We start from the raw sequence: 26,780 nt of genomic DNA, 5'->3' as shown, positions 1-26,780 counted from the left end.
TTGTCCGCGGCGCATCCTCCCGCGCCCGCGGTCTTGTTGCCGCTTTCGAATCCCGCCGTTTTCCAGCCCATGCTGTTCCTGCTTTCCCCCTCCAAAGCCCTGGACTACGACACGCCCGTGCCGCCGGCAGTGCTGCAGCGCGCCACGCTGCCGGCCTTCGCCGACGAGGCCGCGGCGCTGGTGGACCAGCTCAGGCCCAAGACGCCGGCTGAGATCTCGGCGCTGATGGACCTCTCGGCCCCGCTGGCCGCGCTCAACGTGGCGCGCTTCGGCGCCTGGTCCACCACCTTCGACGACGACAACAGCAAGCCCGCGGTGCTGGCCTTCGACGGCGACGTCTACGACGGGCTGGACGCGAAGTCGCTGGCGCTGGAGGACCTGGAGTGGGCGCAGCGGCACGTGGCGATCCTCTCCGGCCTCTACGGCGTGTTGCGCCCGCTGGACCGGCTGCAGCCCTACCGGCTGGAGATGGGCACCCGCCTCGCCAACCCGCGCGGCAAGGACCTGTACGCGTGGTGGGGGGCGCGCATCGCCGACCACCTGCGCGCGCAGCTGGCGCAGGACCCGCAGCCGGTGCTGGTGAACCTGGCCTCGCAGGAATATTTCAAGGCGGTGGACCGCAAGGCGCTGCCGGGCCTGCGCATCGTCGAGTGCGTGTTCGAGGACTGGAAGGGCAGCGGCTGGAAGGTCGTGAGCTTCTGGGCCAAGCGCGCACGGGGCCTGATGGCGCGTTGGGCCGTGACGCAGCGCGCGGTGCGGGTGGAGGCGCTGCGCGAGTTCGACAGCGACGGCTACCGCTTCGACGCCGCCGCCTCCACCGCTGACCGGCTGGTGTTCCGCCGCCGCCAATCCGACACCCTGGGAGCCTGAACATGAGCCAGCAGATCACGCCCGAATTGCGCCAGTGGATCATCGACCAAGCCCGCGCCGGGCACCGGCCCGAGGCGGTGCTGGCGGCCATGCGCGCCAGCGGCTGGGAGGAGGCGGTGGCGCTGGACGCGATGGAGACCACGCTGCAGGGCTTCATGGACACGCTGCAGAAGCCCGCGGTGCAGCCCGCGCCGCTGGCCAAGGTCGCGGTGCCCGAGCCGCCGCTCAAGGACCGTCCCAGCGTAGTGATGGCAGGCGACCGCCCGGTGCAGGTGCTCATGACCATGGACAACCCGCGCGTGGTGGTCCTGGGCGGCTTCCTGTCGGAGCAGGAGTGCGACCAGCTCGTCGAGCTGGCGCGCCCGCGCCTGGCGCGCTCGGAGACGGTGGACACCACCACCGGCGGCAGCGAGGTCAACGCCGCGCGCACCAGCAGCGGCATGTTCTTCGGCCGCGGCGAGACGGCGCTGCACCAGCGCATCGAGGCGCGCATCGCGGCGCTGCTGAGCTGGCCGGTGGACCATGGCGAGGGGCTGCAGATCCTGCGCTACGGGCCTGGCGCCGAGTACCGGCCGCACCACGACTACTTCGATCCCGGCCAGCCCGGCACGCCGGCGATCCTGCAGCGCGGCGGCCAGCGCGTGGGCACGCTGGTGATGTACTTGAACACCCCGGCGCAGGGCGGCGGCACCACCTTCCCGGACGTGGGCCTGGAAGTGGCCCCGCTCAAGGGCAACGCGGTGTTCTTCAGCTACGCCCGCCCGCACCCCGACACCCGCACCCTGCACGGCGGCGCGCCGGTGCTCTCGGGCGAGAAGTGGGTCGCCACCAAGTGGCTGCGGGAGCGGGTGTTCGCCTGAGGGGCCTGCCCGCACGGGTGGGCGCGGCACCCCGACTCACGGCTGGCGGACCGCGGAAAGACAAATGCCCGCTTTCGCGGGCATTTTTTCGGCCTGTGCAGCGGCGTGCGTGCCGCTGCTGCCGGATCAGCGCTTGGGCTGCGTCAGCCGCCCGCTGCCGCCGGTGAGCGCGGAGCGGCGCGGCTCCTCGCGGCGCGGCTGCTGGGCCTGCGGCTGGGAAGCGCGCGGCGCGGCGGCTGCCGGCGCGGCATGCGGACGGTGGCTGCCGGCGTGGTCCACGCGGTTGCCATGACCGGCCGGGCGGCCTTGGCCGCCGCCGTTGCCGGCTGCGGCGGGACGCCCGCCCTGGCTGCCCATCGGCGCACGGCTGCCGCCGTTGCCACCGGCCGCGGGACGGCCACCGCCGTTGCCGCCACCCGGACGCCCCTGGCCCGGACGGCCACCGCCACCACCACCGGGACGGCCGCCGCGGCCATTGCTGGCGCCCACGCCGATCACCATGCGGCCCAGCACGATGGGCTCGGCCTTCTCGCCCGCCGGGGGCTCGAAGCCGGGCACCGCCTCGCGCGGGATGCTGCGCTTGATCAGCTTCTCGATGTCGCGCAGGAACAGCTCCTCGTCCGCGCACACCAGGCTGATGGCTTCGCCCTGCGCGCCGGCACGGCCGGTGCGGCCGATGCGGTGCACATAGTCCTCGGGCACGTTGGGCAGCTCGTAGTTGACGACGTGCGGCAGCTGGTCGATGTCGATGCCGCGCGCGGCGATGTCGGTGGCCACCAGCACCTGCAGCGTGCCGGCCTTGAACTCCGACAGCGCCTTGGTGCGCGCGCCCTGGCTCTTGTTGCCGTGGATCGCCATGGCGCTGATGCCGACCTCGGTGAGGTACTCGGCCAGGCGGTTAGCGCCGTGCTTCATGCGCGTGAACACCAGCACCTGGTGCCAGTCGCCCTGGCGGATCAGGTGCGCCAGCAGCGCCTTCTTGCCGTCGCGGCCCACGGGGTGGACCTTCTGCGCGATGGTGTCGGCCGTGGCGTTGCGGCGCGCGACCTCGATCAGCTCGGGGCTGTTGAGCAGCCGCTCGGCCAGCGCCTTGATGTCGTCGCTGAAGGTGGCGCTGAACAGCAGGCTCTGCTTCTGCGCCGGCACGATGGCCAGCACCTTCTTGATGTCGTGGATGAAGCCCATGTCGAGCATGCGGTCGGCTTCGTCGAGCACGAAGATCTCGACCTTGCTCAGGTCCAGCGTGCCTTGCTGGTGGTGGTCCAGCAGGCGGCCCGGGGTGGCCACGAGGATGTCCACGCCGCGGCGGAGCTTGTCGATCTGCGGCTGCATGCCCACGCCGCCGAACATCACCATGCTCGTGAGCTTGAGGTACTTGCCGTAGGTGCGCACGCTTTCCTCGACCTGCGCCGCGAGCTCGCGCGTGGGCGTCAGGATCAAGGCGCGGATGGGCATGCGGCCGCGCGCGTCGCGCGCCGCGGGCTGCGCCGCCAGGCGGTGCAGCAGCGGCAGCGTGAAGCCGGCGGTCTTGCCGGTGCCGGTCTGGGCGCCGGCCAGCAGGTCACCGCCGCGCAGCACGGCGGGGATGGCCTGGGACTGAATCGGGGTGGGCGTTTCGTAACCCTGCTCGCGAACGGCGCGCAGGATGGGCTCGGCCAGGCCGAGGTCTTGGAAGTTCATGCAATGGGCCCCCGCAGGGGGCTCTGGGCGCGCCAGCTGCCGCTGCGTCAGCAGGGCACCAGTCGGGCGGCACGACAAAAGAGATGGTCCGAAACGACTGCGGCGCCATGACTGGAAGCGGCGCCGCTTGGGGGATTGTAGTCAGGAGGAACCCTAAGCCCGGTGCACGGTCTTTCAATGACGCCCCAAGGGCCGGGTTTGGCGTGAAAGGCGACAATAACGGGTTCGGCCGTTCTTCCCCGCACGGCCTCTTCTTAGTCATCCAGCGAAGAAAAGCCCATGGCCCAGTACGTGTTCACGATGAACCGCGTCACCAAGACGGTTCCCCCCAAGCGCCAGATCCTCAAGGAGGTCTCGCTGTCGTTCTTCCCGGGCGCCAAGATCGGCGTGCTGGGCCTCAACGGCTCGGGCAAGTCCACGCTGCTCAAGATCATGGCGGGCCTGGACAAGGAGATCGACGGCGAGGCCGTGCCCATGCCCGGCATCAACATCGGCTACCTGCCCCAGGAGCCGCAGATCGCTCCCGAGCTGACCGTGCGCGAGGCGGTGGAGCAGGGCATCGGCGGCGTGCTGGAAGCCAAGAAGCGGCTGGACGAGGTCTACGCCGCCTACGCCGAGCCCGATGCCGACTTCGACGCGCTCGCCGCCGAGCAGGGCGAGCTCGAAGCCATCATTGCCGCGGCCGGCAGCGAGAACACCGAGCACCTGCTGGAAGTCGCCGCCGACGCGCTGCGCCTGCCGCCCTGGGACGCCACCATCGGCAACCTCTCCGGCGGCGAGAAGCGCCGCGTGGCGCTGTGCCGGCTGCTGCTGTCCAAGCCCGACATGCTGCTGCTCGACGAGCCCACCAACCACTTGGACGCCGAGTCGGTGGAGTGGCTGGAGCAGTTCCTGCAGCGCTTCGGCGGCACCGTGGTGGCCATCACCCACGATCGCTACTTCCTGGACAACGCCGCCGAGTGGATCCTCGAACTCGACCGCGGCCACGGCATCCCCTGGAAGGGCAACTACTCCGACTGGCTGGACCAGAAGGAAAAGCGCCTGGAGCAGGAGCAGAAGACCGAAGACGCGCGCATGAAGGCCATGAAGCAGGAGCTGGAGTGGGTGCGCAAGAACGCCAAGGGCCGCCAGGCCAAGAGCAAGGCGCGCCTGGCCCGCTTCGAGGAACTGAGCGACGTCGAATACCAGAAGCGCAACGAGACCAACGAGATCTTCATCCCCGTGGCGGAGCGCCTGGGCAATGAGGTGATCGAGTTCAATGGCGTCTCGAAGTCCTTCGGCGACCGGCTGCTGATCGACAACCTGAGCTTCAAGGTCCCGGCCGGCGCCATCGTCGGCATCATCGGCCCCAACGGCGCCGGCAAGTCGACGCTGTTCCGGCTGATCCAGGGCGTGGAGCAGCCCGACGCGGGCGAGGTGAGCATCGGCAAGACCGCCAAGCTCGCCTTCGTGGACCAGAGCCGCGAAGGCCTGGCCGGCGACAAGACGGTGTGGGAAGACGTCTCCGGCGGCCTGGACAACATCGTGGTGGGCAAGTTCGTGATGCCCTCGCGCGCCTACATCGGCCGCTTCAACTTCAAGGGCAACGACCAGCAGAAGCTGGTCAAGAACCTCTCCGGCGGTGAGCGCGGCCGCCTGCACCTGGCCAAGACGCTGGCCCAGGGCGGCAACGTGCTGATGCTGGACGAACCGTCCAACGACCTCGACGTCGAAACCCTGCGCGCGCTGGAAGACGCGCTGCTGGAGTTCGCCGGCAGCGCCATGGTCATCAGCCACGACCGCTGGTTCCTGGACCGCATCTGCACCCACATTCTGGCCGCCGAGGGCGACAGCCAGTGGTACTTCTACGACGGCAACTACCAGGAGTACGAGGCCGACAAGAAGCGCCGCCTGGGCGAGGAAGGTGCGCGTCCGCACCGCCTGCGCTTCAAGGCCCTGAAGTAAGCCGCCTGCACGGGGCGCGCACGGCGCGGCGGCGCGCCCCGTAAACAACGTGAACGAATCCGCGCCGCGGGCGTGGCGGCCTGCGGAACCCGGGCGCCCCGGGCACAGTCCTACGCTCGCCACGCCACCGGCCGCGCGCACTGCGCGGCCGCCGTCCCCTCCCGCCGTGCCGCTCGCGATGTCGTCCCGCCGTTCCCCCTCGCTTCTTTCCCGGGCCCTGGCGCCCGCGCTGCTGCCGCTGCTGCTGGGCGGCTGCGCCTCGGTGCAGGTGCCGCAGTTCCTGCAGAGCCTGGTCCCGTTCGCCTCCGGCTCGCCCTCTTCGAGCGAGCTCACGGCCAAGCCGCCCGGCGCGCCGCTGGCGGCGCCGTCCACGCCGCCGGGCGCGCTGCAGCCCTTTGCCAACGTGATCCGCGGCGCGCGCCGCACCGAGGGGCTGATCACGCTGTGGCAGAAGGACGACAAGGTCTGGCTGGAGCTGGACCCGGAGGACTTCAACCGGCCCTTCTTCCTCGCGCCCAAGATCGCCCAGGGCCTCGGCGAGGGCGGCGTGCTGGGCGGGCTGATGGTGCAGCGCAACGGCAAGGTCGGGCGCGCGCAGATCGTGGAGTTCCGCCGCGTGCACAACCAGGTGCAGATGGTGGCGAAGAACCCCGAGTACGTCGCGCGCGAGGGCACGCCGCAGGCGCGCGCGGTGGAGGCCGGCTTCGCGCAGAGCCTGCTGGCCAGCTCCGCCGTCGCCAGCCAGCCGCACCCCGAGCGCAAGAGCGTGCTGGTGGAGGCCAACCCGCTGTTCCTGGTGGACCTGCTGGGGCTGTCGCAGTCGCTGCAGCGTGCCTACCGCCAGGGCTACGCGCTGGACACGCGCCACACCGGTTTCACCAGCGTGCGCTCCACGCCGGAGCAGGTGGTGTTCAACGTGCAGGCGCATTTCGCCACCGCGACCATCGCCTCCGCCACGCCCGGCGCGCCGCCCGGTGCGCCGCAGCCCAGCGCGCCGGACACACTGCCCGACGCGCGCAGCATGTTCCTGGGCCTGTACTACTCGCTGGCGAAACTGCCCGAGGCGCCGATGAAGCCGCGCAAGGCCGACCCGCGCGTGGGCCACTTCACGACCGTGGTGCAGGACTTCAGCGACGACCTGGCGCGCACGCCGCGCCAGCGCTTCGTCAACCGCTGGCGCCTGGAGAAGCAGGACCCGGCGGCGGCGCTGTCCGAGCCGGTGAAGCCCATCACCTTCTGGCTCGACCGCACCATTCCCGAGAAGTACCGCGACGCCATCTCGCGCGGCATCCTGGCCTGGAACGCCGCCTTCGAGCCGCTGGGCTTCAAGAACGCGATCCGCGTGCAGGTGCAGCCCGAAGGCGCGGATTTCGACACCTTCGACGTGGGCTACCCCTCGGTGCGCTGGATGACCAACGCCGAGGCCAGCTTCGGCGCCATCGGGCCCAGCCAGGTCGATCCGCGCACGGGCGAGATCCTGGACGCGGACATCAGCTTCGAGAGCCTGTCCTCGCGCGCCATCCGCACGCTGCGCTCGCAGGTGCTGAACTCCAAGCTGGGCCTGGAGTGGCCGGCGCTGATGCAGTCCGGCCCCGGCCCGGACGCGCAGATGTCTCCGGCCCGGCGCGAGGCGGGCGGCGTGCAGACGGCGCTTTCCCACGCGGCGGGCGACGCCTGCCAGCACGCCGAGGTGGCGGCCGAGCAGCTGGGCTACGCGCTGGACGTGCTGGAGGCGCGCGGCGAGCTCGACCCGGCCAGCCCCGAGGCGCAGCGCTTCGTGCTGGACTACCTCACCGACACCGCCATGCACGAGGTCGGCCACACGCTGGGGCTGCGCCACAACTTCCGCGCCTCGCGGCTGTACACCGACGCGCAGCTCTCCGACCCCGAGTTCACGCGCACGCACAGCCTCACCGGCTCGGTGATGGAGTACGCCCCCATCAACCTGCCGCGCAACGGCCAGAAGGGCGGCACGCCGTTCCAGACCAAGCTCGGTCCCTACGACTACTGGGCCATCGAGTACGCCTACAAGACCTTCCCGCCGGGCACGAGCGCGAAGGAGGAGGAGGCGCAGCTCGCCCGCATTGCCGCGCGCAGCAGCGAGCCGGGGCTGAGCTTCGGCACCGATGAGGACAACTACCTGGGCGTCGATCCCGAGACGCTGATGTTCGACCTCAGCAGCGACGTGCTGGAGTTCGCGGGCAAGCGCATGGAGATCGCGCGCGAGCTGCTGCAGCGGCTGGAGACGCGCCCGCTCAAGCCCGACGAGGACTACGCCGTGCTGCGCCGCGCCGTGCTGTACGCGGTGCGCGACGCCGGCCGCGCGGCGGGCCTGGTGGCGCGGCAGATCGGCGGCGTGCGCACGCTGCGCGACTTTCCCGGCAGCGGGCGCGACCCGCTGCAGCCCGTGCCCGCGGCCACGCAGCGCGCGGCGCTGGAGCTGCTGGTGGCGCAGGTGCTCTCGCCGGAGGGGCTGCGCGTGTCGCCGACGCTGCAGCGGCGCCTGGCGCCGGACTTCCAGGAGCGCGGCGAGGCGCTGAGCGCCGGCGCGGGGTCGGTGTCCACCGACTTCTCGATCGCGCCCATGGTCATCGGCATGCAGCGCGCGCTGCTGGCGCAGCTCATGAGCGATGACGTGGCGCAGCGGCTGCTGGACAGCGAAGGCAAGTTCGCGCGCACGCAGGACGCCTTCCACCTCTCGGAGCTGTACGGCCGGCTCACGCGCGAGGTGTGGCGCGAGCTGTCCGGACGCGGCGACATCCCGGCCATGCGGCGCGAGCTGCAGCGCGAGCACGTGAACCGGCTGGCGCAGCAGCTGCTGCGTCCGCAGTCGCTGTCGCGCGCCGATGCGCGCGCGCTGGTGCGTGCCGAGGCGCTGGCGCTGCTGCCGCGGCTGCAGGCCGCGGCCAAGCGCGGCGACCTGAGCCCCGAGGCCCGCGCGCACCTGCTCGACAGCGCGGACACGCTGCAGGCGGCGCTGTCGGCGCGGCTGGAGCGGGCAGGGGCCTGATAACGGCTTGACACAATGCGGGGGCAGTCCTTCCGGACTTTCCTTCTGCATTGCACGGATCCATCGATGAAAACCTTTCTGCACGTGGGCTGCGGCTCCAAGCGCAAGGACCGCACCACGGCCGGTTTCAACCGTGAGGAGTGGCGTGAGCTGCGGTTGGACATCGACCCGGCCGTGCAGCCTGATCTGGTAGGCACCATGACCGACATGTCGGCTGTGGCCTCGGCCTCAGTGGATGCGGTTTACTCCAGCCACAACATCGAGCACCTGTATCCGCACGAGGTGCCTCTGGCATTGAAGGAGTTCAGGCGTGTGCTGCGACCCGGCGGCTTTGTCGTCATCACCTATCCGGACTTGCAGTCGGTATGCGCCCTGGTGGCCGAGGACAAGCTGGGCGAGCCGGTATACAGCTCCGCATCCGGGCCCATTGCACCGCTGGACATCCTCTACGGGCATCGTCCCGCCCTGGCGGCCGGCAACCTGTACATGGCCCATCGCTGTGGCTTCACACGCAAGGTGCTGGGCAACACGCTGCGTGCCGCAGGCTTTGCCGCCGTCGCCCTGCGACGCCGGCCGACGGTATTCGACCTCTGGGCCGTGGCCCGCGTGGAGCCGATGGAGCAGGACGCGCTGCAGGCTCTGACGTTGGAACATTTTCCAAGTTGAACCTGCTGCCAAGGCGGCAAAGCCCGAAGACCAGGCACGGCAGCCTGTAGCAGCACAGGAGCGAACCGGTCGTTCTTCTCTTCAGAACTGCATCCGGTAATAGACCATCGGCTTGCCGCCGCGCAGCCGCATGGAGACCTTGGAGGTGCTGCTGAGCTGCATGCCCAGCACGCCGCCTTCGCCGAAGCTGGCCGAACTGCGCGGCGAGGCGAACTGCAGCTCGATGCGGGTACTGATGTCCGCCGGGGTGCCATCGGGCGACAGGGAGGGCGTGGCGCCGTTGTCGAAATGGCGCCAGGCGCTGAGGTCCAGGCGCTGCCGGTCGGTGAGGCGGGAGCGCCAGTGCACGCCCAGCCCCGGTCGCAGCGGGTTGTTGCCGTCGCGGCTGGCGCCCAGCCCCATGCCCCAGGCGTTGTCGCCCACGGCCTTCCAGCGCACCAGCTCCACCCGGGACCGGTCGGCGATGTCGTCCGGGCTGCGCAGCATGGAAGTGCTGAGCGCGTAGCTCACGGAGGACCCGGGTGGCCGGTATTCCTGGGCTGCCGCGGTGGCGGCCGTGAGCAGCGAAACCAGCGCGGCCAGCACCGGCCGACACGCGCTATGGCAATGCGGTTCAAACGAAGGGATGTCCATGACGGCGTGCCCCCGAAGCCCACCCCAGTGTGGGCCCTCTTCAGGGTGATGGACATCGGCAGAGCCCGTACCCGCCGCGCCGTGCCGGCGGGGCGCTTCCCCCGTTTGGGGGAGTGTGTTTCCTTGAGGGTCGCAGCCCGTGCACCGTGATGGGGGCTGCGCGGAAATGGCGACGGCCGCCGGTGAGGGCGGCCGTCGCGGTGGGCAAGGGCGGTGCGGGCGTGGCCGCGGCTCAGAGTGGCGCGGTGCGCGCCAGCAGCCAGGCCAGCGCGTCGCCCTGCAGGCGCGGCGCCAGGCGCTCGCGCACGGTGGCGTGGTAGGCGTCGAGCCAGGCCGCCTCGTCGGGGCGCAGCAGCGAGGTGTCGATGCAGCGCGTGTCGATGGGGCACAGCGTCAGCGTCTCGAACTCCAGCATCTCGCCGAAGGCGCCGGCTTCCGGCGTCTCGGCCGCCACGTTGAGCACCAGGTTCTCGATGCGCACGCCCCAGCGGCCGCTGCGGTACACGCCGGGCTCGATGGAGGTGATCATCCCCGGCTCCATGGCCATGGTCTGGTCCGGCTGCGCCTTGCTGATGCTCTGCGGGCCCTCGTGCACGTTGAGGAAGTAGCCCACGCCGTGGCCGGTGCCGTGGCCGAAATCGATGCCCTCGGCCCACAGCGGGGCGCGCGCGATGGCGTCCAGCATCGGGCTGAGCGTGCCGCGCGGAAAGCGCGTGCGCGACAGCGCCATCGTGCCCTTGAGCACCAGCGTGTAGTCGCGCTTCATGGCCGCCGAGGGCGTGCCGATGGCCCAGACGCGCGTGATGTCGGTGGTGCCGCCCAGGTACTGGCCGCCGGAGTCGATGAGCAGCAGGCCGTCGCCCTCGATCACGGCGTGCGAGTCCTCGGTGGCGCGGTAGTGCGGCATGGCGCCGTTGGCGTTGAACCCGGCGATCACCGGGAAGCTCAGTCCGACGAAGTTCGCGCGCCTGGCGCGCTCGCCGCTGAGCCACTCGTCCACCGTCAGCTCCGTGAGCCGCTCGCCGCGCGCCAGGGCCTGCTCGAAGCGGGCGTAGAAGGCGCACATGGCCGCGCCGTCCTCGATCATGGCCTCGCGCACGTGGGCGGCTTCCTGCGGCGTCTTGCGGCTCTTGAGCAGCGTGCTGGGGTTGATGGCCTCCACCACGCGGCAGCGCAGCTGCTCGCGGAAGGCCAGCGTCACGCGCCTGGGGTCCAGCAGCAGCACGGCGTCGGCCGGCAGTTCGGCCAGCGCCTCGGCGGCCTCGGCGTAGGGCGCGAGCAGCACGCCGTCGGCCTCCAGCCGCGTGCGCAGGGCGCCATCGACCTTGCCCTCGCCCACGAAGAGCGTGGCGCGGCGCTCGTCGAGCAGCAGGTGCGCAAGGAAGACGGGGTTGTAGTCCACGTCCGCGCCACGCAGGTTGAGCAGCCAGGCCACGTCGTCCACGCTGGAGATGAAGTGGAACGCCGCGCCGCGCTGGGCCATGGCGTCGCGCACGGCCGCGAGCTTTTCTGCGCGCGGCACGGTGGCGTGGGGCGCGGCGTGTTCGTACACCGGCGCCGAGGGCAGGGCGGGGCGCGGGCTCCACACGGCTTCGAGCAGGTCCCGGTCGGTGCGCAGCTCGATGCCGGCGCCCTCCAGCGCCTGGCGCAGCGCCTGCGCCGTGGCCAGGCCCAGCACGCTGCCGTCCACGGCGAGCAGCGCGCCCGGCGGCAGCGTCCGCGTGATCCAGTCCGCGAGGTGCGAGACGGCACCGTTGGGCACCTTCACCAGCTCGATACCGCTGCCGGCGAGTTCGCGCTCGGCCTGGTCCCAGTAGCGGCTGTCGGCGAAGAGCGCGGCCGACTCGCGCGCCACCACCAGCGTGCCCATCGAGCCGGTGAAGCCGGAGAGCCACTGCCGGCCCTGCCAGCGCTCGGGCAGGTACTCGGAGAGGTGCGGGTCGCTGGAGGGCACGAGCAGCGCATCCAGCGACTGCTGCTGCAGCACCTGGCGCAGGCGCTGCAGGCGGGGGGCGACGGTAGCTTGGTCCATGGGCGTCCTTGAGAGCAGTGCCATCGATTGTGAACACGGCGCGCACGCCCTGCCGGGGCAGGGCCGCGGCGGGTCAGAACATCGCGTCCAGACGCAGCAGCACCGCCAGGCCCAGCAGCGCGAAGATGACCGCGGCGACGCGGTGGATGGCCGCGATGGGCAGCTTGCGCGTGACGCGCTCGCCCAGCAGCACGGCCGGCACGTTGGCGATCATCATGCCCAGCGTGGTGCCGACCACGACCCAGGCGAAGGCGTCGAACTGCGCTGCCAGCGCCACGGTGGCGATCTGCGTCTTGTCGCCCATCTCGGCCAGGAAGAAGGCCACCAGCGTGGTGCCGAAGACGCCGAAGTGCCCGCGCGGGTTCTCGTCCTCGTCGAGCTTGTCGGGGATGAGCATCCAGCCGGCCATGGCCAGGAAGCCCAGGCCCAGGATCCAGCGCATCACGTCCGGGCCCAGCCACTCGGTGAGCCAGGTGCCCAGCGCGCCCGCACCGGCGTGGTTGAAGATCGTGGCCACGAAGATGCCCAGGATGATGGGCAGGGGGCGCTTGAAGCGCGCGGCCAGCAGCAGCGACAGCAGCTGCGTCTTGTCTCCCATCTCGGCGAGGGAAACGATGCCGGTGGAAATGAGGAAGGCTTCCAAAACAGGTTCTCCGGCCGGCAAGTAGATACCGTTGACCGCGCACCTCCCCGGCCATCTCCGGAAGTGCAGCGGTCAAAGGTCTCGCCAAGCTGAAACGAACCACCTGCGCCATGCCCGCTCAAGGCAGGCAAGTCTGTTGATGCAGGTCCCTCTCGCTTTCGGAGGGCGGCTACTCCCCAATGACGGGCGGGATTGTAGCCGCGTGCCGCAATGGGCCTGCCTTCAGGCCGTCCCGAGCGGCGGCATCCCGTGGCGCAGCCGCGCGCGCGTGCAGGCGTCGTCGGGCAGGCCCAGCGGCGCGAGCATGCCGAACTCGCGGCAGGGCGAAGGGCGCCACTCGTGGATGCCGCAACGAACCTTCTCGCCAACCTTGCCGTACAGCGCCGCGCAGCGCGGCTGCGCATGGTCGGTGCCGCGCATGCGGCAGGTGCTGTCGTTCACTTCCACCGTCAGGCCGTCGGGCACGTGGCCGCCTTCGCTCAGCAGTTCCTCGCGCGCGAAATCGACGCGGAAGCTCGCGCAGCAGGCGCCGCACGCGGTGCAGGCATTGGCGTCGGGGCCGGACGTGGGATGGGAACTGCTCATGGCGCGCATGGTGCCGCAGTCGCGCGCCGGGCCCGCGTGCAGCGCGTCACGACTGCGGCGAGGGCGCGCGCACCACCGTGACGGTGCACTCGCTCTGCGCCACCACCTGGGAAGAGATGCTGCCCAGGTAGCGGCGCAGCGCCGAGGTGCCGCGCGCGCCCATGACGATGTGGTCCACCTGCGTGCGCTGCGCGAAGTCGAGGATGGCCGCGGCCGGGTCCGGCGCCTCCAGCACGTGGAACGTCAGCCGGCCGTGCCCCAGGTCCAGCTCTTGCGAGATCGGCCGCGCCCAGTGCTTGAGGCCCACGAGCTGGCGCACGTGGTGGCTGCGGCCCTGCTCGTCGACCAGCTCGTCCATGCCGATGCGCGCGGTGCGCATCACGCTCACGCAGGCCAGCCGCGCGCCGGGCTCGGTGGAGAGCAGGCGCCGCACCGTCTCGCGCAGCTGCTCCAGCAGCGCCTCGGAGGCGTTGTCCACGTCCACCGCGGCCATCACGATGGGGTTGCGCGTGACCTGCTCGCCCGCGCTCACGCCCGCACGAGGCTCGCTGCCCACCGAGGCCAGCCAGCGCCGCAGCGTGCGCCAGCGCCCGGCCGGGGCAGCCTTGTGCGCGCGCTCGGTGAGCTCGATCTGGCCGGGCTCCTGCAGCGCCAGCGCCAGCTGCGCCGCGCTGGGCCAGCGCTGCTCGGGCTGCACCTCCAGGCAGCGCAGGATCACCTCCTGCAGCCACGGCGGCAGCTCCGCGCGCAGCGCGCGCGGCGGCACCGGCTCGGTGTAGAGCCGCCGGCGCAGGCCCGCGACGCTGGTGGGCTGGCCGAAGGGGCGCTCGCCGGTGGCGAGGTGGTAGAGCATCACGCCCAGCGCGAAGAGGTCGCTGCGCGGGTCGTTGCGAACGAACTGCACCTGCTCGGGCGACATGTAGGGCCCGGTGCCGATGGGCAGCGTGAACTCCTCGTCGAGCAGGTCGGGCAGGTGGTCGTGGCGCGAGAGCCCGTAGTCCACCAGCACCGCGCTGCCGTCGGCGCGGAAGAGGATGTTGCTGGGCTTCACGTCCAGGTGCACCACGTGCTGGCGGTGCAGGTCGTGCAGCGCGGTGGCCACGCGGATGCCGATGTCCACCACCTCCGCCAGCGGCAGCGGCGCCTCGTCCAGTCGCGGGCGCAACGAGTGGCCGGGGATCAGCTCCATGACGATGTAGGGCTGGCGCGCGAAGTCGCCCTTGGCGATGAAGCGCGGCACGTGCACGCCCGCGAGCATGGGCATGATCATCATCTCGACCTCGAAGCCGACGATGGTGGCCGGGTCCTCGCCGCCCTTGATGCGCGGCACCTTCATGATCAGCGGCAGCTGGTGCGCCGGGTGCGTGACGCGCCAGAGGTGGGCCATGCCGCCCTGGTGCAGGTGCTCCTGCAGCGTGAAGCCGTCGATGACGCGGCCCGGGCGCAGCGGCGCGTGCGCGTCGTCGTGGGGGAGGGCGGGGCCTTCCTCAGCGCCCATCGTGCAGCCGCTGCGCGAACTCCGGCGGCAGCCCAGCGGCGAGGATGCGCGCGGCCGCGGTCTCGTGGTCGTAGGGCACGCGGTGGAAGCACAGCGTCATGCCCTCGTCGTCGAAGAGCGCGTAGGCCGCCGCGGGGTTGCCGTCGCGCGGCTGGCCGCAGGCGCCGGGGATGGCCAGCCACTGCCGGTGCGGCGGCACCGGGATGGGCACGCCCGGCACGGGCGTGAAGTCGCCCGCCTTGCCGGTGCCCGAGAGGTGGAACAGCATGGGCTGGTGCATGTGGCCGCAGAAGACGTGGCGCGCGTCGGTGGCCTGCAGGCTGCGCACGGCCTCGGCGCGGCTTTGCACGTACTCCCACTCGGCGGGCTCGTGCGCGTTGGCATGCACGAACAGCGTGGTGCCGCGGCGCTGGGCGAGCGGCAGCGCGGCCAGGAAGGCGAGCTGCGCGGCGTCGAGCTGCGTGCGAGTCCACTCCACCGCCAGGCGCGCCGTGGGGCGCATGGTGGGCTGCGCGCCGCGCACGGTGGCCGCGTCGTGGTTGCCCATGACGGCCGCGGCGCCCTGGTCCACCAGCGCGCGCACCTGGTCCACCACCCAGCCCGGGTCGGCCCCGTAGCCCACGAAATCGCCCAGGAAGGCGAACTGCCCGGCGCCATGGGCGCGGGCGTGGGCCAGCACTTCCTCCAGCGCCTGGCGGTTGGCGTGCAGGTCGGTGATCAGGGCAAGTTTCATCGGTTCGAACCAGGAACAGGGCTGCGGATGCTGCATGCCCAGGCTTACCCGACGCTGCCGCCACCGGGGCCGCGCCGCCGGCGCGGGCGGGGCGTCAGCCGATGCGGCCCAGCAGCAGGTACTCCATCAGGGCCTTCTGGACGTGCATGCGGTTCTCGGCCTCGTCCCAGACCACCGACTGCGGCCCGTCGATGACCTCGGCCGTCACCTCCTCGCCGCGGTGTGCGGGCAGGCAGTGCATGAAGAGGGCGTCGGGCTGGGCCACGGCCATCATGTCGGCGTCCACGCACCAGTCGGCGAAGGCCTGCTTGCGCTTCTCGTTCTCGGCCTCGTAGCCCATGCTGGTCCACACGTCGGTGGTCACCAGGTCGGCGTTGCGGCAGGCCTCGCGCGGATCGGCGAAGAGCTTGTAGCAGCCGTTGTCCCTGACGCCGGCGACGGCGTGGTCGATCTCGTAGCCACTGGGGGTGCTCACGTGCACCGTGAAGCCCATGATCTCGGCCGCCTGCAGCCAGGTGTTGGCCATGTTGTTGCCGTCGCCCACCCAGGCCACGGTTTTTCCTGCAATGGATCCCCGGTGCTCGATGAAGGTAAAGATGTCGGCCAGGATCTGGCAGGGGTGGTACTCGTTGGTCAGCCCGTTGATGACGGGCACGCGCGAGTGCGCGGCGAAGGCTTCGAGCTTGGACTGCTCGAAGGTACGGATCATCACCAGGTCCACCATGCGGCTGATGACGCGTGCGCTGTCCTCGATGGGCTCGGCGCGGCCGAGCTGGCTGTCGCCGGTGGTCAGGTGCACCACCGAGCCGCCCATCTGGTACATGCCGGCCTCGAAGCTCACGCGGGTGCGGGTGCTGGCCTTCTCGAAGATCATGGCCAGCGTGCGGTCCGCGAGCGGCTGGTACTTCTCGTAGTTCTTGAACCGCTTCTTGATGACGGCAGTGCGCTCCAGGAGGTACGTGTACTCCTCGGCGCGCAAGTCCTTGAACTGCAGGTAGTGCTTCATCAGGCTCATTCCGGGCTTCATGGCGCGGTGGTTTCGGCAACGAACTGGCGGACCAGCGGGCACAGGATGGAAACGATCTCGTCGGCCTCGGCGGCCGTGAGGATCAGCGGCGGCACCAGGCGGATGACGCGGTCGGCGGTGACGCTCAGCAGCAGCCCGGCCTGCGCGGCCCGGCCCAGCAGCTCGCCGCAGGGGCGGTCGAGCTCGATGCCCAGCATCAGGCCCTGGCCGCGGATCTCCACCACGGCGGACAGGCCAGCGAGCTCGCGCTCCAGGCCGGCGCGCAGGTGGGCGCCGACCTCGGCCGCGTTCTGCAGCAGGCCGTCCTCTTCCATGATGCGCAGCGTCTCCAGGCCGGCGCGCATGGCCAGCGGGTTGCCGCCGAAGGTGGTGCCGTGGTTGCCGGGCTGGAACACGCCTGCGGCGCGCGGGCCGCACACCACGGCGCCGATGGGCACGCCCGAGCCCAGGCCCTTGGCCAGCGGCATCACGTCGGGCTGGATGCCGGCCCACTGGTGCGCGAACCACTTGCCGGTGCGGCCGATGCCGCACTGCACCTCGTCGAGCATCAGCAGCCAGTCGCGCTCGTCGCACAGCTTGCGCAGGCCCTGCAAATACTCCCAGCGCGCCGGGTTGATGCCGCCTTCGCCCTGGATGGTCTCCAGGAACACCGCCACCACGTTGGGACGGGAGCGCGCCACGTCCTCGACGGCGGCCAGGTCGTTGAGCGGGATGCGGATGAAGCCTTCGACCAGCGGGCCGAAGCCGATCTGGACCTTGGGGTTGCCGGTGGCCGACAGCGTGGCGATGGAGCGGCCGTGGAAGGCCTTCTCGTAGACGATGATCTCGGGGTTCTCGATGCCGCGGTCATGGCCGTACTTGCGCGCGATCTTGATCGCCGCCTCGTTGGCTTCGAGCCCGGAGTTGCAGAAGAAGGCGTTGGTCAGGCCCGAGATGTCGGCCAGGCGGGCGCCGAGCTGCTCCTGCAGCGGCACGCGGTAGTAGTTGGAGCAGTGGATGAGCTTGGCGACCTGGTCCTGCAGCGCCGGCACCAGCTTCGGGTGCGCGTGGCCCAGCGTGTTGACGGCGATGCCGCCCAGGCCATCGAGGTACTGCTTGCCGTCGGTGTCCCACACCCTGCAGCCCTGGCCATGAGACATCGCGATGGGCAGGCGGCCGTAGGTGTTCATCAGGGGCGTCGGGAGAGGGGCATTCATCGTTGGCAGGCTCCGCACAAAAAACCGTGGCCGGGCATGTCAGTGCAGTGCGCGACATGGGCCGGCCAATCGGGGGATTCTAAGACGCGGCGCAAGGGCTCCTCTCCAGTGCAAGTTGCACGTGGCCGGGACGGCCAGCGCCGTGAGCTGCTAGGGGCGTCAGCTCGGGGAAACCCGTAAGCAGGCACAATGTCGCCCGCTTTGCGCGGCCACGAGGCCGTTGCCCCACGCCCACCGAATTCCTCTCCGCATGTCCAAACCCCGAGAAGTCTTCATCCAGGGGATCACCCTACAAGGTCGCACCTTCAGGCCCAGCGACTGGGCCGAGCGTCTGGCGGGTGCCATGTCCTCCTTCCGCCCCGGCGGGGCCCGCTCCGGTCCGGGTGCGCACATCGGTTACTCGCCGCTGTGCGTTCCGCGCGTCATCAACGGCGTCAAGTGCGTGATCGTGAGCGAGGCGCTCAAGGACGTGGACGTGCGCGCCTGGGACTTCGTCATGAATTTCGCCCGCGACAACGAGCTGCAGGTGGCCGAGGCCTGCCTGCTGCCGGACAAGCCGCCGGCACCGGCCGCCGCGCCGCAGGGCGGCGCCAAGGAAGTCCAGGCCCCGGCAAAGGACGCCGGCCGGGCGGCCGAGGTCAAGTGAGCCCGGTGATGCCGGTAGCGCGCGCAACGCTGGCGCGCTGAGCCCGCATGGCGAGCCGGGGGCGCCCACGGGCACCGCGGGCCGCGGCCGGCGCCTTGCAGGCGCTACAGCCATGAAAAAAGGCCCGCGATGCGGGCCTTTTTCTATCCCCCTGGGAACCGTCTGTCAGGCAGCAGCAGCGGTGGACGCCAGCGACAGAGCCTTGACCTTGGCGGCCAGGCGGCTCTTCGAACGGGCGGCCTTGTTCTTGTGGAAGATGCCCTTGTCGGCGACGGAGTCGATGACGCTCTGGGCAGCCTTGAAGACGTCGGCGGCCTTGGCGGCATCACCGGCGGCAACGGCCTTCTGCACGTTCTTGATAGCGGTGCGGAACTTCGAACGCAGCGCGGTGTTGGCGGCGTTCAGCTTCACGTCCTGGCGCGCGCGCTTGCGGCCCGACGCGATGCGGACGGTCTTCTTCTTGGCTTTGGAAGAGGTGGCCATGCTGGTGTAGTGGGTCCAGGGTGGAAAGCCGGCGAGTATAGCATTTCAGGATTGACGTCCGAAAGTGCTGCCGAGCGCGCCGGGTGGTCTTCCTATAATCGCCGGCTTTGCCGCTTCCGCCGTGACCCCCTGACGCGCTGGTTCTTTTTCGCAGCAAGCGCGCCTGCGCGGCCCGCCTCATGAACCTGCTCAAGGCCGCGTCCACCGTCTCCCTGCTCACGCTCGCCTCGCGCATCACCGGGCTGGTGCGCGACCTGCTCCAGGCCTCGGTCTTCGGCGCCAACGCGCTGACCGACGCCTTCAACGTCGCGTTCCGCATCCCCAACCTGCTGCGCCGCCTGGTGGGCGAGGGCGCGTTCTCGCAGGCCTTCGTGCCGCTGCTGGCGGCGTCGCACGAGCGCGACGGCGACGAGGCGACGCGGCGGCTGATCGACGCCGTGGCCACCGTGCTGCTGTGGACGTTGGTGCTGATCTGCATCGTCGGCGTGGTCGGCGCGCCGCTGCTGGTGTGGCTGATGGGCGAGGGCCTGCGCGAGACCGGCGGCTACAACGAGGCGGTGGTGATGACGCGCTGGATGTTCCCCTACATCCTGTGCATGTCGCTGGTGGCACTGGCCGCGGGCATCCTCAACACGTGGCGCCGCTTCGTCGTGCCCGCAGCCACGCCGGTGCTGCTGAACCTGGCCTGGATCGGCGCGCTGGTCCTGGGCGTGCCGCTGTTCAGGCGCTGGGGCATCGAGCCCATCTACGCGCTGGCCGCGGGCGTGATGGTCGGCGGCGTGCTGCAGCTGGCGGTGCAGGTGCCGGCGCTGCGGCGCATCGGCGTCTGGCCGCGTTTCGGGCTGACGTGGCGGCGGCTGCGCGAGGCCTGGGCGAACGAGGGCGTGCACCACGTGCTGCGCAAGATGGCGCCGGCGCTGCTGGGCGTGTCGGTGGCGCAGATCTCGCAGCTCATCAACACCCAGATCGCCAGCCAGCTCGGCGCCGGCGCGGTGTCGCTGCTGACCTATGCCGACCGGCTGATGGAATTCCCCACCGCGCTGCTGGGCGTGGCGCTGGGGGTGGTGCTCACGCCGCAGCTCTCGGCCGCGCACGCGCGCAAGGACGAGGCGGGCTATTCCGATCTGCTGGAGTGGGGCCTGCGCCAGCTGCTGCTGGTGGCGCTGCCCTGCGCGATGGCGCTGCTGGTCTTCGCCGAGCCGCTGGTGGCTACCCTTTACCAGCGCGGCGCCTTCGCCGCCGACCCGGCCAACGTGCGCGGCGCGGCGCTGGCAGTGGTGGGCTACGGCGTGGGGCTCATGGGCATCGTGTCGATCCGCATCCTGGCGCCGGGCTACTACGCGCGCCAGGACATGCGCACGCCGGTGCGCGTGGCGGTGGGCGTGCTCATCCTCACGCAGCTGTTCAACCTCGTGTTCGTGTTTGGCGCCGGGCTGGGCATCGCCGGGCTGGCGCTCTCCACCAGCCTGGGCGCGCTGGTCAACGCCGGCACGCTGCTGTTCCTGCTGTGGCGCCGCGGCAGCTGGCGCCCCGGGCCGGGCTGGATCCGTTACCTCATGCAGCTGGTGGCTGCCAGCGCGGCCATGGGCGCAGGGCTGTCGTGGCTCAACGATCACCTGGACTGGGCGCACATGCCTGAGTTCGTGCGCATCGGCTGTATGGCCGCCTCGCTGGCCGGGGCGGCGCTGGTGTACTTCGGCACGCTGTTGCTTGCCGGCCTGAAGCCGAAGCAGTTGCTGCGTCGGGCCTGAACGCCAGGGCTACACTGGTTCGCATGAGCGGCGGCATGCATTCCCGGCATTTCCAGCCTCCGACGGCGCTGGAGTACTTCACGGCGCTGGTGGCCGAGGACACCAGTATTTCCACCTTCGAGGCGGCGGTGAGCGTCGCACAGGACGACTACCCGCAGCTCGACACCCAGGGCGTGCTGCACGAGGTGGACGCGCTGGGCGAGCGGCTGCGCCGGCGGCTGCCGGCCGACGCCGCGCCGATGTTCAAGCTGCGCAGCCTCAACCGCTACTTCTTCCAGGAGCTGGGCTTCGCGGGCAATGTCAACGACTACTACGACCCCGCCAACAGCTACCTGCACCAGGTGCTGGTCACGCGCCGAGGCATTCCCATCACGCTGGCGCTGCTCTACATCGAGCTGGCCAGCCACATCGGGCTGAACGCGCGCGGCGTCTCCTTCCCCGGGCATTTCCTGGTCAAGCTGCACATGCCGCAGGGCGAGGTGGTGCTGGACCCGTTCAACGGGCGCTCGCTGTCGCGCGAGCAGCTCGACGAGCGGCTGCAGCCCTACCGGCGCCAGCAGGGTCTGGTGGGCGATTTCGAGGCGCCGCTGGAGCTGTTCCTGCAGGCCTCGCCGCCGCGCGAGATCCTGGCGCGGCTGCTGCGCAACCTCAAGGAGATTCACCGCAGCGCCGGCGACTGGGTACGGCTGCTGGCGGTGGAGCAGCGCCTGGTGATCCTGCTGCCGCAGGACTGGGAGGAGCGGCGCGACCGCGGCCTGTGCCAAGCCGAGCTGGGCCAGTACGCCGCCGCGGCGCAGGACCTGGCGCAGTACCTGCGCCAGCGCCCGCAGGCGGCCGATGCGCCGGCGCTCACCGAGCGGCTGGAGGAGCTGCGCCGCCACGGCCAGCCGCGGCTGCACTGAGCGCCACGCGCGCCATTCCCGCTCCCGCAGGGCGTCCGGCGGGGCCGCCTACAATCTCGCCGCAGTCCGCCCGCGGCCGGCCGTGCCAGTGCACCCACTGGCGATGCCGCGCCTGCCGCCGACCGCGCCGGCTTTCCTGGCCGGTGGAACCGGTTTTCCGCCGGTCGCACCGGCGAGCGGCCGGGGTGCGTCGGCCGGACCCCAACCCGGATGAAACAGATTCCCTTGCCGATCGCCTTCGAGCGGGTGCCAAGCTTCGATGGCTTCGTGCCCGGCGCCAACACGGCTGCCGTGCAGCACCTGCGCCGGCTCGGCCGGGCCTCGGGCGCGCTCGCGCCGCTGTACCTCTGGGGGCCGGAGGGCAGCGGCAAGACGCACCTGCTGCAGGCGCTGGTGCACGAGCGCCAGCTCGCCGGCGAGCGCGTGGGCTGGTTCAACGCCGCCGACCCGGTGCCCTGGGAGGTGGACGAGGGCTGGTCGCTGATTGTCATGGACGACTGCGACCGGCTCGACGAGCTGCACCAGCAGGCGGCGTTTGCCGCCTTCATCGATGCCGCGACCTTCCAGGTGCAGGTGGCCGCGGCGGGCCGGGTGCCGCCGGTGGACCTGCCCGTGCGCGAGGACCTGCGCACGCGGCTGGGCTGGGGCGACGTGTTCGCGCTGCAGCCGCTGGCCGAGCGCGAGGCCCGCGCCACGCTGCAGCACGAGGCGCAGCGCCGCGGCATCGAGCTTTCCGACGACGTGATGGACTACCTGCTGAACCACTTCGACCGCGACCTCAAGCACCTCATGGGGCTGCTCGACCGCCTCGACGGCTTCGCGCTGGCACAGCGCCGCGCGGTGACGGTGCCGCTGCTGCGCCGCATGCTGGCCGAAGAGGGCGCCTGAGGCGCGGCCCCGTACACAAGAACAAGCATCGACCCATGGAACTGGCTCTTTTTGACCTCGACGGCACGCTGCTGCCCGGCGACTCGGACCACGCCTTCGGCGAATTCATGGTCCGGCTCGGCTGGGTGGACGGCGAGGCCTGGCGCGCGCGCAACGACGGCTTCTTCGCCGACTACCAGGCCGGGCGCCTGGACCTGCCCGCGTACATCGAATTCGCCACCTCCGCCTGGCGCACCCGCCCCGAGGCCGAGGCGCTGGCCGCGCGCGAGCGCTTCATGCAGGAGGTGATCCGGCCGCAGATGCAGCCGCAGGCGCTGGCGCTGGTGCGCAAGCACCTGGACGCCGGGCACCTGTGCGCCGTCGTCACCGCGACCAACGAGTTCGTCACCGCGCCCATTGCCGCGGCCTTCGGCGTGCCGCACCTGATCGCGCTGCGCCTGGCGCGCGACGCGCAGGGTCGCGTCACCGGCGCGATCGACGGCGTGCCCTCGTACCGCGAGGGCAAGATCGAGCGCGTGCGCCAGTGGCTCGCGGCGCTGGGGCACCAGCAGGCCGACTTCAGCCGCGTGCACTTCTACAGCGACTCCACCAACGACCTGCCGCTGCTGGAGCAGGTCGATTCGCCGGTGGCCACCAACCCGGGTTCCGCGCTGGAGGCAATCGCCCGCGAGCGCGGCTGGCCCATCCTCAAGCTCTTCGCATGATCAAGACCCTCATCGGCCGGCTGCTCGGCGGCGGCAAGTCCGCGGCCAAGCCCCGCATCCCGCTGGGCGAGCGCGTGGAGGTGCCCGAATCGGAGCACGGCATCGACGCCTCGCTGCTTGACGACCGCGCCGTCAAGGTGGTGCGCACGCTGCAGGAGGCGGGCTTCGAGGCCTACATCGTCGGCGGCGCGGTGCGCGACCTGCTGGTGGGCCTGCGGCCCAAGGACTTCGACGTGGCCACCAACGCCACGCCCGAGGAGGTCAAGGCACTGTTCCGCCGCGCCTTCATCATCGGGCGGCGCTTCCGCATCGTGCACGTCATCTTCGGGCGCGGGCGCGACCATGAGGTGGTGGAGGTGTCCACCTTCCGCGCCTACCTCGACGCCAGCGCCGCGGAGCAGGTGGAAGGCAACGAGAAGACCTCCAAGACCGAGCTCGCGGGCAAGAGCCACGTGGTGGACGCCAGCGGGCGCGTGCTGCGCGACAACGTCTGGGGGCCGCAGATCGAGGACGCGGCGCGGCGCGACTTCACCATCAACGCCCTGTACTACGACCCCACCACGCGCATCGTGGTGGACTACCACGGCGGCGTGCGCGACGTGAAGAAGCGGCTGCTGCGCATCATCGGCGACGCCGAGCTGCGCTACCGCGAGGACCCGGTGCGCATGATCCGCGTGGTGCGCTTCGCCGCGAAGCTGGGCTTCGAGATCGAGGCGCGCACGCGCGAGCCCATCGTGCGCATGCTCGACCTGATGGAGAACGTGCCCGTCTCGCGCATGTTCGACGAGATGATCAAGCTGCTGCAGACGGGCCACGCGCTGCGCAGCCTCGACGAGCTGCGCAAGCAGGGCATGCACCGCGTCTTCCCGCTGCTGCAGATGGTGCTGGAGGCCGACGAGGCCCGCGAGCGCTTCATCCGCGCCGCGCTGGAGGACACCGACCGCCGCGTGGCCGAAGGCCGCGCCGTGGCGCCGAGCTTCATGCTGGCGTGCATGCTGTGGCACGACGTGCAGTCGCGCTGGGCGCAGCTGCGCGACGCCGGCGAGCCGCCGGTGCCGGCGCTGCAGCAGGCCATCGACGCGGTGTTCGACGCGCGCATCGGCGACATCTCCGGCCGCGGCAAGCTCGCCGCGGACATGCGCGAGATCTGGCTGATGCAGCCGCGCTTCGACCGCCGCACGGGTAACGCGCCCTTCGCGCTGGTGGAGCAGCCGCGCTTCCGTGCCGGCTACGACTTCCTGCGCCTGCGCGCCGATGTCGGCCAGGCCGACGCCGACCTGGCCGAGTGGTGGGAGGACTTCGCTCTGGGCACGACGGAGGAGCGCGAGGCGCTGGTGCAGGCGGTGCGCGAGGCCGCGCATCCGCAGCGGCGCAAGCGTGGTGGCGGCGGTGGCGCGGCACGCGAGGCGGTGCGCCAGGCGCCGGACTCGGCCGATGCCGCACCGGCGGCCGAGTCCGAATCCGAGTCCGGCGACGCGCCCGCGCGCAAGCGCCGCCGCCGTCGCCGCAAGCCCGCGGGCGCCGGCGGCAGCGACGCGGTGGCGCCAGAGCCGCCGTCCTCGCTGTGAGCGTGCCTGCCGTGCCCGTGCGCGCCTGGGTCGGCCTGGGCGCCAACCTGGGCGACGCGCGCGCCACGCTGCGCGCGGCGCTGCGGGCCCTGGAGGCGCTGCCCCGCAGCCGGCTGGCCGGCGTGTCCTCGCTGTGGCGCAGCGCGCCGGTGGATGCGCAGGGGCCAGACTTCTTCAACGCCGTGGCGGCGCTCGACACCACCCTGGCGCCCATGGAATTGCTGCGGCAGTTGCAGGCCATCGAGCTCGATCACGGTCGCGAGCGCCCCTACCGCAACGCGCCGCGCACGCTGGACCTGGACCTGCTGCTCTACGGCGACCTGTGCCAGGACGACCCGGTGCTGACGCTGCCGCACCCGCGCGCGCACGAGCGCGCCTTCGTACTGGCGCCTCTGGGCGAGCTGGCGCCGGCGCTGCACTGGCCGGGGCGCCAGGAGACGCCGCCGGAGCTGCTGCGGACGGTGCACGACCAGCCCATCGAGCGCCTGGACGGCGACTGGCGCTGAGGCTGGCCCGCCGCCTGCCCGAGGCGGTTTGAGCGCTGGGGCAGGCCTCGCGGTTGTCTCGCGAATGTCACAGAGCCGTCACTTTCGAAGCTGCCGGGTGGCCGGACGGTAGCGGCCCCCCCCGTAGAATCCCGGGTTTGCCAACTCTGAACCCCTGCCGTGGCGGCGCTTTACTGCGACGCGCCACCGGCACGCCGGCCGCACGGCTGGACGAGAGGACGACATGCTGTTTTCCAAGCTGCTGCCCAAGGAGGGCAATTTCTTCGAGCTGTTCAACCAGCACGGCGCGAAGATTGCCGAGGGCTCGCGGGCCTTCATGCTGATGATCGAGCACTACGCCGATCCGGCCCTGCGCCAGCGCCATGCCGACGGTGTGGACACCGCCGAGCACGATGCCGACAAGGTCACCGCCGAGGTCAACCGGCTGCTGCACAAGACCTTCATCACTCCCATCGACCGCGAGCAGATCCTGTCGTTGATCAACGCCATGGACGACGTGCTGGACCTGCTGCAGGACACGGCCGAGACCATGGCGCTGTACGACGTGCATGCCGTCACGGAGGAGCTGCGCTCGCTGGCCGAGCTCAGCGTCAAGTGCTGCGAGCGCGTGCAGCACGCGGTGTCGCTGCTGCCCAAGCTCAACGTGCCGGCGGTGGCCGAGGCCGCCATCAAGACCTGCGAGGAGATCGACAAGCTCGAATCCGACGCCGACCGCGTGATGCGCAGCGCCATGTCCAAGCTCTTCCGCCAGGAACCCGACGTGCGCGAGCTCATCAAGCTCAAGGCGATCTACGAGCAGCTCGAATCCATCTCCGACCGTTGCGAGGACGTGGCCAACCTGATCGAGGGCATCGTCCTCGAGAACTCCTGAAGCCGCGCGGCGCGTTGCCTTTTCATTCATGGATCCCATCCAGACCGGCTTCTGGGTCGTGGCGCTGCTCGTGGTGCTGGCCCTCGCTTTCGACTTCATGAACGGCTTCCACGACGCGGCGAACTCCATCGCCACCGTCGTGTCCACCGGCGTGCTCAAGCCTCAGCAGGCGGTGCTGTTTGCCGCCTTCTTCAACGTGGTGGCGATCACGGTGTTCCAGCTCAAGGTGGCCGCCACCGTGGGCAAGGGCATCGTCGATCCCTCGGTGGTGGACCTGCACGTCATCTTTGGCGCGCTCGTGGGCGCCATCGTCTGGAACGTCGTCACCTGGTTCTACGGCATCCCGTCGAGTTCCTCGCACGCGCTCATCGGCGGCATCGTGGGCGCCACGCTGGCCAAGGCCGGCACCGGGCCGCTGGTGTGGAGCGGCGTGCTCAAGACGGTGCTGTTCATCGTCGTGTCGCCCGTGCTGGGCTTCCTGCTGGGCTCGCTGCTGATGGTGGCGGTGTCCTGGATCTGCAGGCGCAGCTCGCCGCTGCGCGTGGACAACTGGTTCCGCCGGCTGCAGCTGGTGTCCGCGGGCCTGTACTCGCTGGGCCACGGCGGCAACGATGCGCAGAAGACCATCGGCATCATCTGGCTGCTGCTGATTTCCTCGGGTTACGCATCGGCCGGCGACAGCATGCCGCCGGGCTGGGTGATCGCCGCCTGCTACATCGCCATCGGCCTGGGCACCATGTTCGGCGGCTGGCGCATCGTGCAGACCATGGGCCAGCGCCTGACCAAGCTCAAGCCCGTGGGCGGCTTCTGTGCCGAGACGGGCGGGGCGATGACGCTGTTCTTCGCCACCGCGCTGGGCGTGCCGGTGTCCACCACCCACACCATCACCGGCGCCATCGTCGGCGTGGGCTCCACGCAGCGCGCCTCGGCCGTGCGCTGGGGCGTGGCGGGCAACATCGTGTGGGCCTGGATCCTGACCATCCCGGCCGCTGCCACCGTGGCGGCGCTGTCGTACTGGCTCAGCGAGCTGATCTTCTGAGCCTCGCCGGACTCGCCTGGCTTCAAGGCCTGCCCTGCGGCAGGC

The 26,780-nt window shown here is 70.9% G+C and carries 24 protein-coding genes and 1 riboswitch; of the genes, 14 read left to right on the top strand and 10 right to left on the bottom strand.

From position 1 onward, the window contains the following. The first annotated feature begins 69 nt into the window (after positions 1 to 69). On the top strand, positions 70 to 870 hold the full coding sequence (gene yaaA, locus H537_RS0120545) for a peroxide stress protein YaaA (protein WP_028999342.1): 801 nt from the start codon (positions 70 to 72) through the stop codon (positions 868 to 870). A 2-nt stretch (positions 871 to 872) separates the two neighbouring features. After that, a complete protein-coding gene (locus H537_RS0120540; RefSeq protein WP_028999341.1) occupies positions 873 to 1,730 on the top strand; it encodes a 2OG-Fe(II) oxygenase in 858 nt (285 codons plus the stop codon). Between the two features lie 126 nt (positions 1,731 to 1,856). Here H537_RS0120540 and H537_RS0120535 read toward each other — a convergent pair whose 3' ends face one another. Beyond that, positions 1,857 to 3,410: a DEAD/DEAH box helicase gene (locus tag H537_RS0120535; protein WP_028999340.1), complete on the bottom strand. Its 1,554-nt coding sequence runs from the start codon at positions 3,408 to 3,410 to the stop codon at positions 1,857 to 1,859. A 279-nt stretch (positions 3,411 to 3,689) separates the two neighbouring features. Here H537_RS0120535 and ettA point away from each other — a divergent pair, with 279 nt between their 5' ends. The 3 genes from ettA to H537_RS0120520 all read left to right on the top strand — a co-directional run bounded on the left by ettA (position 3,690) and on the right by H537_RS0120520 (position 9,030). Beyond that, the gene (ettA, locus tag H537_RS0120530; protein ID WP_028999339.1) at positions 3,690 to 5,354 is read left to right on the top strand and encodes an energy-dependent translational throttle protein EttA; all 1,665 of its coding nucleotides are present in this window, start codon (positions 3,690 to 3,692) and stop codon (positions 5,352 to 5,354) included. A gap of 178 nt (positions 5,355 to 5,532) precedes the next feature. Then, a complete protein-coding gene (locus H537_RS0120525) occupies positions 5,533 to 8,364 on the top strand; it encodes a zinc-dependent metalloprotease (RefSeq protein WP_028999338.1) in 2,832 nt (943 codons plus the stop codon). A gap of 66 nt (positions 8,365 to 8,430) precedes the next feature. Further along, positions 8,431 to 9,030, top strand: coding sequence for a class I SAM-dependent methyltransferase (locus H537_RS0120520; RefSeq protein ID WP_028999337.1), 600 nt, complete (start codon positions 8,431 to 8,433; stop codon positions 9,028 to 9,030). A gap of 81 nt (positions 9,031 to 9,111) precedes the next feature. On the opposite strand, the gene H537_RS0120515 is transcribed toward H537_RS0120520, so the two are convergent. From H537_RS0120515 to H537_RS0120480, 8 genes are all read right to left on the bottom strand, one after another. Next, complete coding sequence (locus H537_RS0120515; RefSeq protein ID WP_156901864.1) at positions 9,112 to 9,663, bottom strand: hypothetical protein; 552 nt, start codon at positions 9,661 to 9,663, stop codon at positions 9,112 to 9,114. A 232-nt stretch (positions 9,664 to 9,895) separates the two neighbouring features. Further along, entirely contained in the window at positions 9,896 to 11,695 is a 1,800-nt protein-coding gene (locus H537_RS0120510; RefSeq protein WP_028999335.1) for an aminopeptidase P family protein, read from the bottom strand. Between the two features lie 73 nt (positions 11,696 to 11,768). Continuing rightward, a complete protein-coding gene (locus H537_RS0120505) occupies positions 11,769 to 12,338 on the bottom strand; it encodes a TMEM165/GDT1 family protein (RefSeq protein ID WP_028999334.1) in 570 nt (189 codons plus the stop codon). Between the two features lie 9 nt (positions 12,339 to 12,347). Next, a riboswitch (yybP-ykoY riboswitch) is annotated at positions 12,348 to 12,528 on the bottom strand. Positions 12,529 to 12,560: 32 nt separating this feature from the next. After that, positions 12,561 to 12,923: a YkgJ family cysteine cluster protein gene (locus H537_RS0120500; protein ID WP_028999333.1), complete on the bottom strand. Its 363-nt coding sequence runs from the start codon at positions 12,921 to 12,923 to the stop codon at positions 12,561 to 12,563. Between the two features lie 46 nt (positions 12,924 to 12,969). Continuing rightward, positions 12,970 to 14,421, bottom strand: a complete 1,452-nt coding sequence (locus tag H537_RS0120495; protein WP_028999332.1) for a serine/threonine protein kinase — start codon at positions 14,419 to 14,421, stop codon at positions 12,970 to 12,972. After that, positions 14,411 to 15,154 carry a metallophosphoesterase family protein gene (locus tag H537_RS0120490; protein WP_028999331.1) on the bottom strand — a complete coding sequence of 248 codons (744 nt, stop codon included), beginning with the start codon at positions 15,152 to 15,154 and terminating at the stop codon, positions 14,411 to 14,413. The genes H537_RS0120495 and H537_RS0120490 overlap by 11 nt, the downstream gene beginning before the upstream one ends. Before the next feature lie 94 nt (positions 15,155 to 15,248). After that, entirely contained in the window at positions 15,249 to 16,181 is a 933-nt protein-coding gene (gene argF, locus H537_RS0120485) for an ornithine carbamoyltransferase (RefSeq protein WP_028999330.1), read from the bottom strand. Next, positions 16,178 to 17,377, bottom strand: a complete 1,200-nt coding sequence (locus H537_RS0120480) for an aspartate aminotransferase family protein (protein ID WP_028999329.1) — start codon at positions 17,375 to 17,377, stop codon at positions 16,178 to 16,180. The genes argF and H537_RS0120480 overlap by 4 nt, the downstream gene beginning before the upstream one ends. Positions 17,378 to 17,627: 250 nt before the next feature. Here H537_RS0120480 and H537_RS44415 point away from each other — a divergent pair, with 250 nt between their 5' ends. Then, complete coding sequence (locus H537_RS44415) at positions 17,628 to 18,023, top strand: DUF3579 domain-containing protein (protein WP_084150839.1); 396 nt, start codon at positions 17,628 to 17,630, stop codon at positions 18,021 to 18,023. A gap of 165 nt (positions 18,024 to 18,188) precedes the next feature. Here the strand turns inward: H537_RS44415 and rpsT are convergent, their stop codons facing one another. Next, positions 18,189 to 18,506, bottom strand: a complete 318-nt coding sequence (gene rpsT, locus H537_RS0120470; RefSeq protein ID WP_028999328.1) for a 30S ribosomal protein S20 — start codon at positions 18,504 to 18,506, stop codon at positions 18,189 to 18,191. Positions 18,507 to 18,685: 179 nt separating this feature from the next. Between rpsT and murJ the strand changes: the two genes are divergently transcribed. The 8 genes from murJ (at position 18,686) to H537_RS0120430 (ending at position 26,735) form a co-directional block, all read left to right on the top strand. Continuing rightward, positions 18,686 to 20,257, top strand: coding sequence for a murein biosynthesis integral membrane protein MurJ (murJ, locus tag H537_RS0120465; RefSeq protein WP_028999327.1), 1,572 nt, complete (start codon positions 18,686 to 18,688; stop codon positions 20,255 to 20,257). A 35-nt stretch (positions 20,258 to 20,292) separates the two neighbouring features. Beyond that, positions 20,293 to 21,159 carry a SirB1 family protein gene (locus H537_RS0120460; RefSeq protein ID WP_028999326.1) on the top strand — a complete coding sequence of 289 codons (867 nt, stop codon included), beginning with the start codon at positions 20,293 to 20,295 and terminating at the stop codon, positions 21,157 to 21,159. 210 nt (positions 21,160 to 21,369) lie between these two features. Continuing rightward, the gene (gene hda / locus H537_RS0120455; protein ID WP_028999325.1) at positions 21,370 to 22,047 is read left to right on the top strand and encodes a DnaA regulatory inactivator Hda; all 678 of its coding nucleotides are present in this window, start codon (positions 21,370 to 21,372) and stop codon (positions 22,045 to 22,047) included. 35 nt (positions 22,048 to 22,082) lie between these two features. Then, positions 22,083 to 22,751 (top strand): histidinol-phosphatase, encoded by a 669-nt coding sequence (locus tag H537_RS0120450; RefSeq protein ID WP_028999324.1) that lies wholly within the window; start codon positions 22,083 to 22,085, stop codon positions 22,749 to 22,751. Further along, the gene (gene pcnB / locus H537_RS0120445) at positions 22,748 to 24,319 is read left to right on the top strand and encodes a polynucleotide adenylyltransferase PcnB (RefSeq protein WP_028999323.1); all 1,572 of its coding nucleotides are present in this window, start codon (positions 22,748 to 22,750) and stop codon (positions 24,317 to 24,319) included. The genes H537_RS0120450 and pcnB overlap by 4 nt, the downstream gene beginning before the upstream one ends. Before the next feature lie 11 nt (positions 24,320 to 24,330). Continuing rightward, positions 24,331 to 24,825 (top strand): 2-amino-4-hydroxy-6-hydroxymethyldihydropteridine diphosphokinase, encoded by a 495-nt coding sequence (gene folK, locus H537_RS0120440; RefSeq protein ID WP_051243075.1) that lies wholly within the window; start codon positions 24,331 to 24,333, stop codon positions 24,823 to 24,825. A gap of 223 nt (positions 24,826 to 25,048) precedes the next feature. Then, positions 25,049 to 25,696, top strand: coding sequence for a DUF47 domain-containing protein (locus H537_RS0120435; RefSeq protein WP_028999321.1), 648 nt, complete (start codon positions 25,049 to 25,051; stop codon positions 25,694 to 25,696). Between the two features lie 28 nt (positions 25,697 to 25,724). Then, positions 25,725 to 26,735, top strand: coding sequence for an inorganic phosphate transporter (locus H537_RS0120430; RefSeq protein ID WP_028999320.1), 1,011 nt, complete (start codon positions 25,725 to 25,727; stop codon positions 26,733 to 26,735). Positions 26,736 to 26,780: the final 45 nt, after the last annotated feature.

Source organism: Azohydromonas australica DSM 1124 (assembly GCF_000430725.1).
In the GTDB taxonomy this organism is placed as follows: domain Bacteria; phylum Pseudomonadota; class Gammaproteobacteria; order Burkholderiales; family Burkholderiaceae_C; genus Azohydromonas; species Azohydromonas australica.
This window is presented reverse-complemented; position numbering and strand designations above follow the sequence as displayed.

What these genes read in the sequence shown, in the direction of transcription:
- H537_RS0120520 (WP_028999337.1), top strand. Translation starts at nt 8,431, where the DNA reads ATGAAAACCTTTCTGCACGTGGGCTGCGGCTCCAAGCGCAAGGACCGC.
- hda (WP_028999325.1), top strand. Translation starts at nt 21,370, where the DNA reads ATGAAACAGATTCCCTTGCCGATCGCCTTCGAGCGGGTGCCAAGCTTC.
- argF (WP_028999330.1), bottom strand. Translation starts at nt 16,181, where the DNA reads ATGAAGCCCGGAATGAGCCTGATGAAGCACTACCTGCAGTTCAAGGAC.
- pcnB (WP_028999323.1), top strand. Translation starts at nt 22,748, where the DNA reads ATGATCAAGACCCTCATCGGCCGGCTGCTCGGCGGCGGCAAGTCCGCG.
- murJ (WP_028999327.1), top strand. Translation starts at nt 18,686, where the DNA reads ATGAACCTGCTCAAGGCCGCGTCCACCGTCTCCCTGCTCACGCTCGCC.
- H537_RS0120460 (WP_028999326.1), top strand. Translation starts at nt 20,293, where the DNA reads ATGCATTCCCGGCATTTCCAGCCTCCGACGGCGCTGGAGTACTTCACG.
- H537_RS0120500 (WP_028999333.1), bottom strand. Translation starts at nt 12,923, where the DNA reads ATGAGCAGTTCCCATCCCACGTCCGGCCCCGACGCCAATGCCTGCACC.
- H537_RS0120490 (WP_028999331.1), bottom strand. Translation starts at nt 15,154, where the DNA reads ATGAAACTTGCCCTGATCACCGACCTGCACGCCAACCGCCAGGCGCTG.
- H537_RS44415 (WP_084150839.1), top strand. Translation starts at nt 17,628, where the DNA reads ATGTCCAAACCCCGAGAAGTCTTCATCCAGGGGATCACCCTACAAGGT.
- H537_RS0120525 (WP_028999338.1), top strand. Translation starts at nt 5,533, where the DNA reads ATGTCGTCCCGCCGTTCCCCCTCGCTTCTTTCCCGGGCCCTGGCGCCC.
- rpsT (WP_028999328.1), bottom strand. Translation starts at nt 18,506, where the DNA reads ATGGCCACCTCTTCCAAAGCCAAGAAGAAGACCGTCCGCATCGCGTCG.
- yaaA (WP_028999342.1), top strand. Translation starts at nt 70, where the DNA reads ATGCTGTTCCTGCTTTCCCCCTCCAAAGCCCTGGACTACGACACGCCC.
- H537_RS0120540 (WP_028999341.1), top strand. Translation starts at nt 873, where the DNA reads ATGAGCCAGCAGATCACGCCCGAATTGCGCCAGTGGATCATCGACCAA.
- H537_RS0120450 (WP_028999324.1), top strand. Translation starts at nt 22,083, where the DNA reads ATGGAACTGGCTCTTTTTGACCTCGACGGCACGCTGCTGCCCGGCGAC.
- H537_RS0120510 (WP_028999335.1), bottom strand. Translation starts at nt 11,695, where the DNA reads ATGGACCAAGCTACCGTCGCCCCCCGCCTGCAGCGCCTGCGCCAGGTG.
- H537_RS0120515 (WP_156901864.1), bottom strand. Translation starts at nt 9,663, where the DNA reads ATGGACATCCCTTCGTTTGAACCGCATTGCCATAGCGCGTGTCGGCCG.
- H537_RS0120495 (WP_028999332.1), bottom strand. Translation starts at nt 14,421, where the DNA reads ATGGGCGCTGAGGAAGGCCCCGCCCTCCCCCACGACGACGCGCACGCG.
- H537_RS0120435 (WP_028999321.1), top strand. Translation starts at nt 25,049, where the DNA reads ATGCTGTTTTCCAAGCTGCTGCCCAAGGAGGGCAATTTCTTCGAGCTG.
- H537_RS0120535 (WP_028999340.1), bottom strand. Translation starts at nt 3,410, where the DNA reads ATGAACTTCCAAGACCTCGGCCTGGCCGAGCCCATCCTGCGCGCCGTT.
- ettA (WP_028999339.1), top strand. Translation starts at nt 3,690, where the DNA reads ATGGCCCAGTACGTGTTCACGATGAACCGCGTCACCAAGACGGTTCCC.
- H537_RS0120480 (WP_028999329.1), bottom strand. Translation starts at nt 17,377, where the DNA reads ATGAATGCCCCTCTCCCGACGCCCCTGATGAACACCTACGGCCGCCTG.
- H537_RS0120430 (WP_028999320.1), top strand. Translation starts at nt 25,725, where the DNA reads ATGGATCCCATCCAGACCGGCTTCTGGGTCGTGGCGCTGCTCGTGGTG.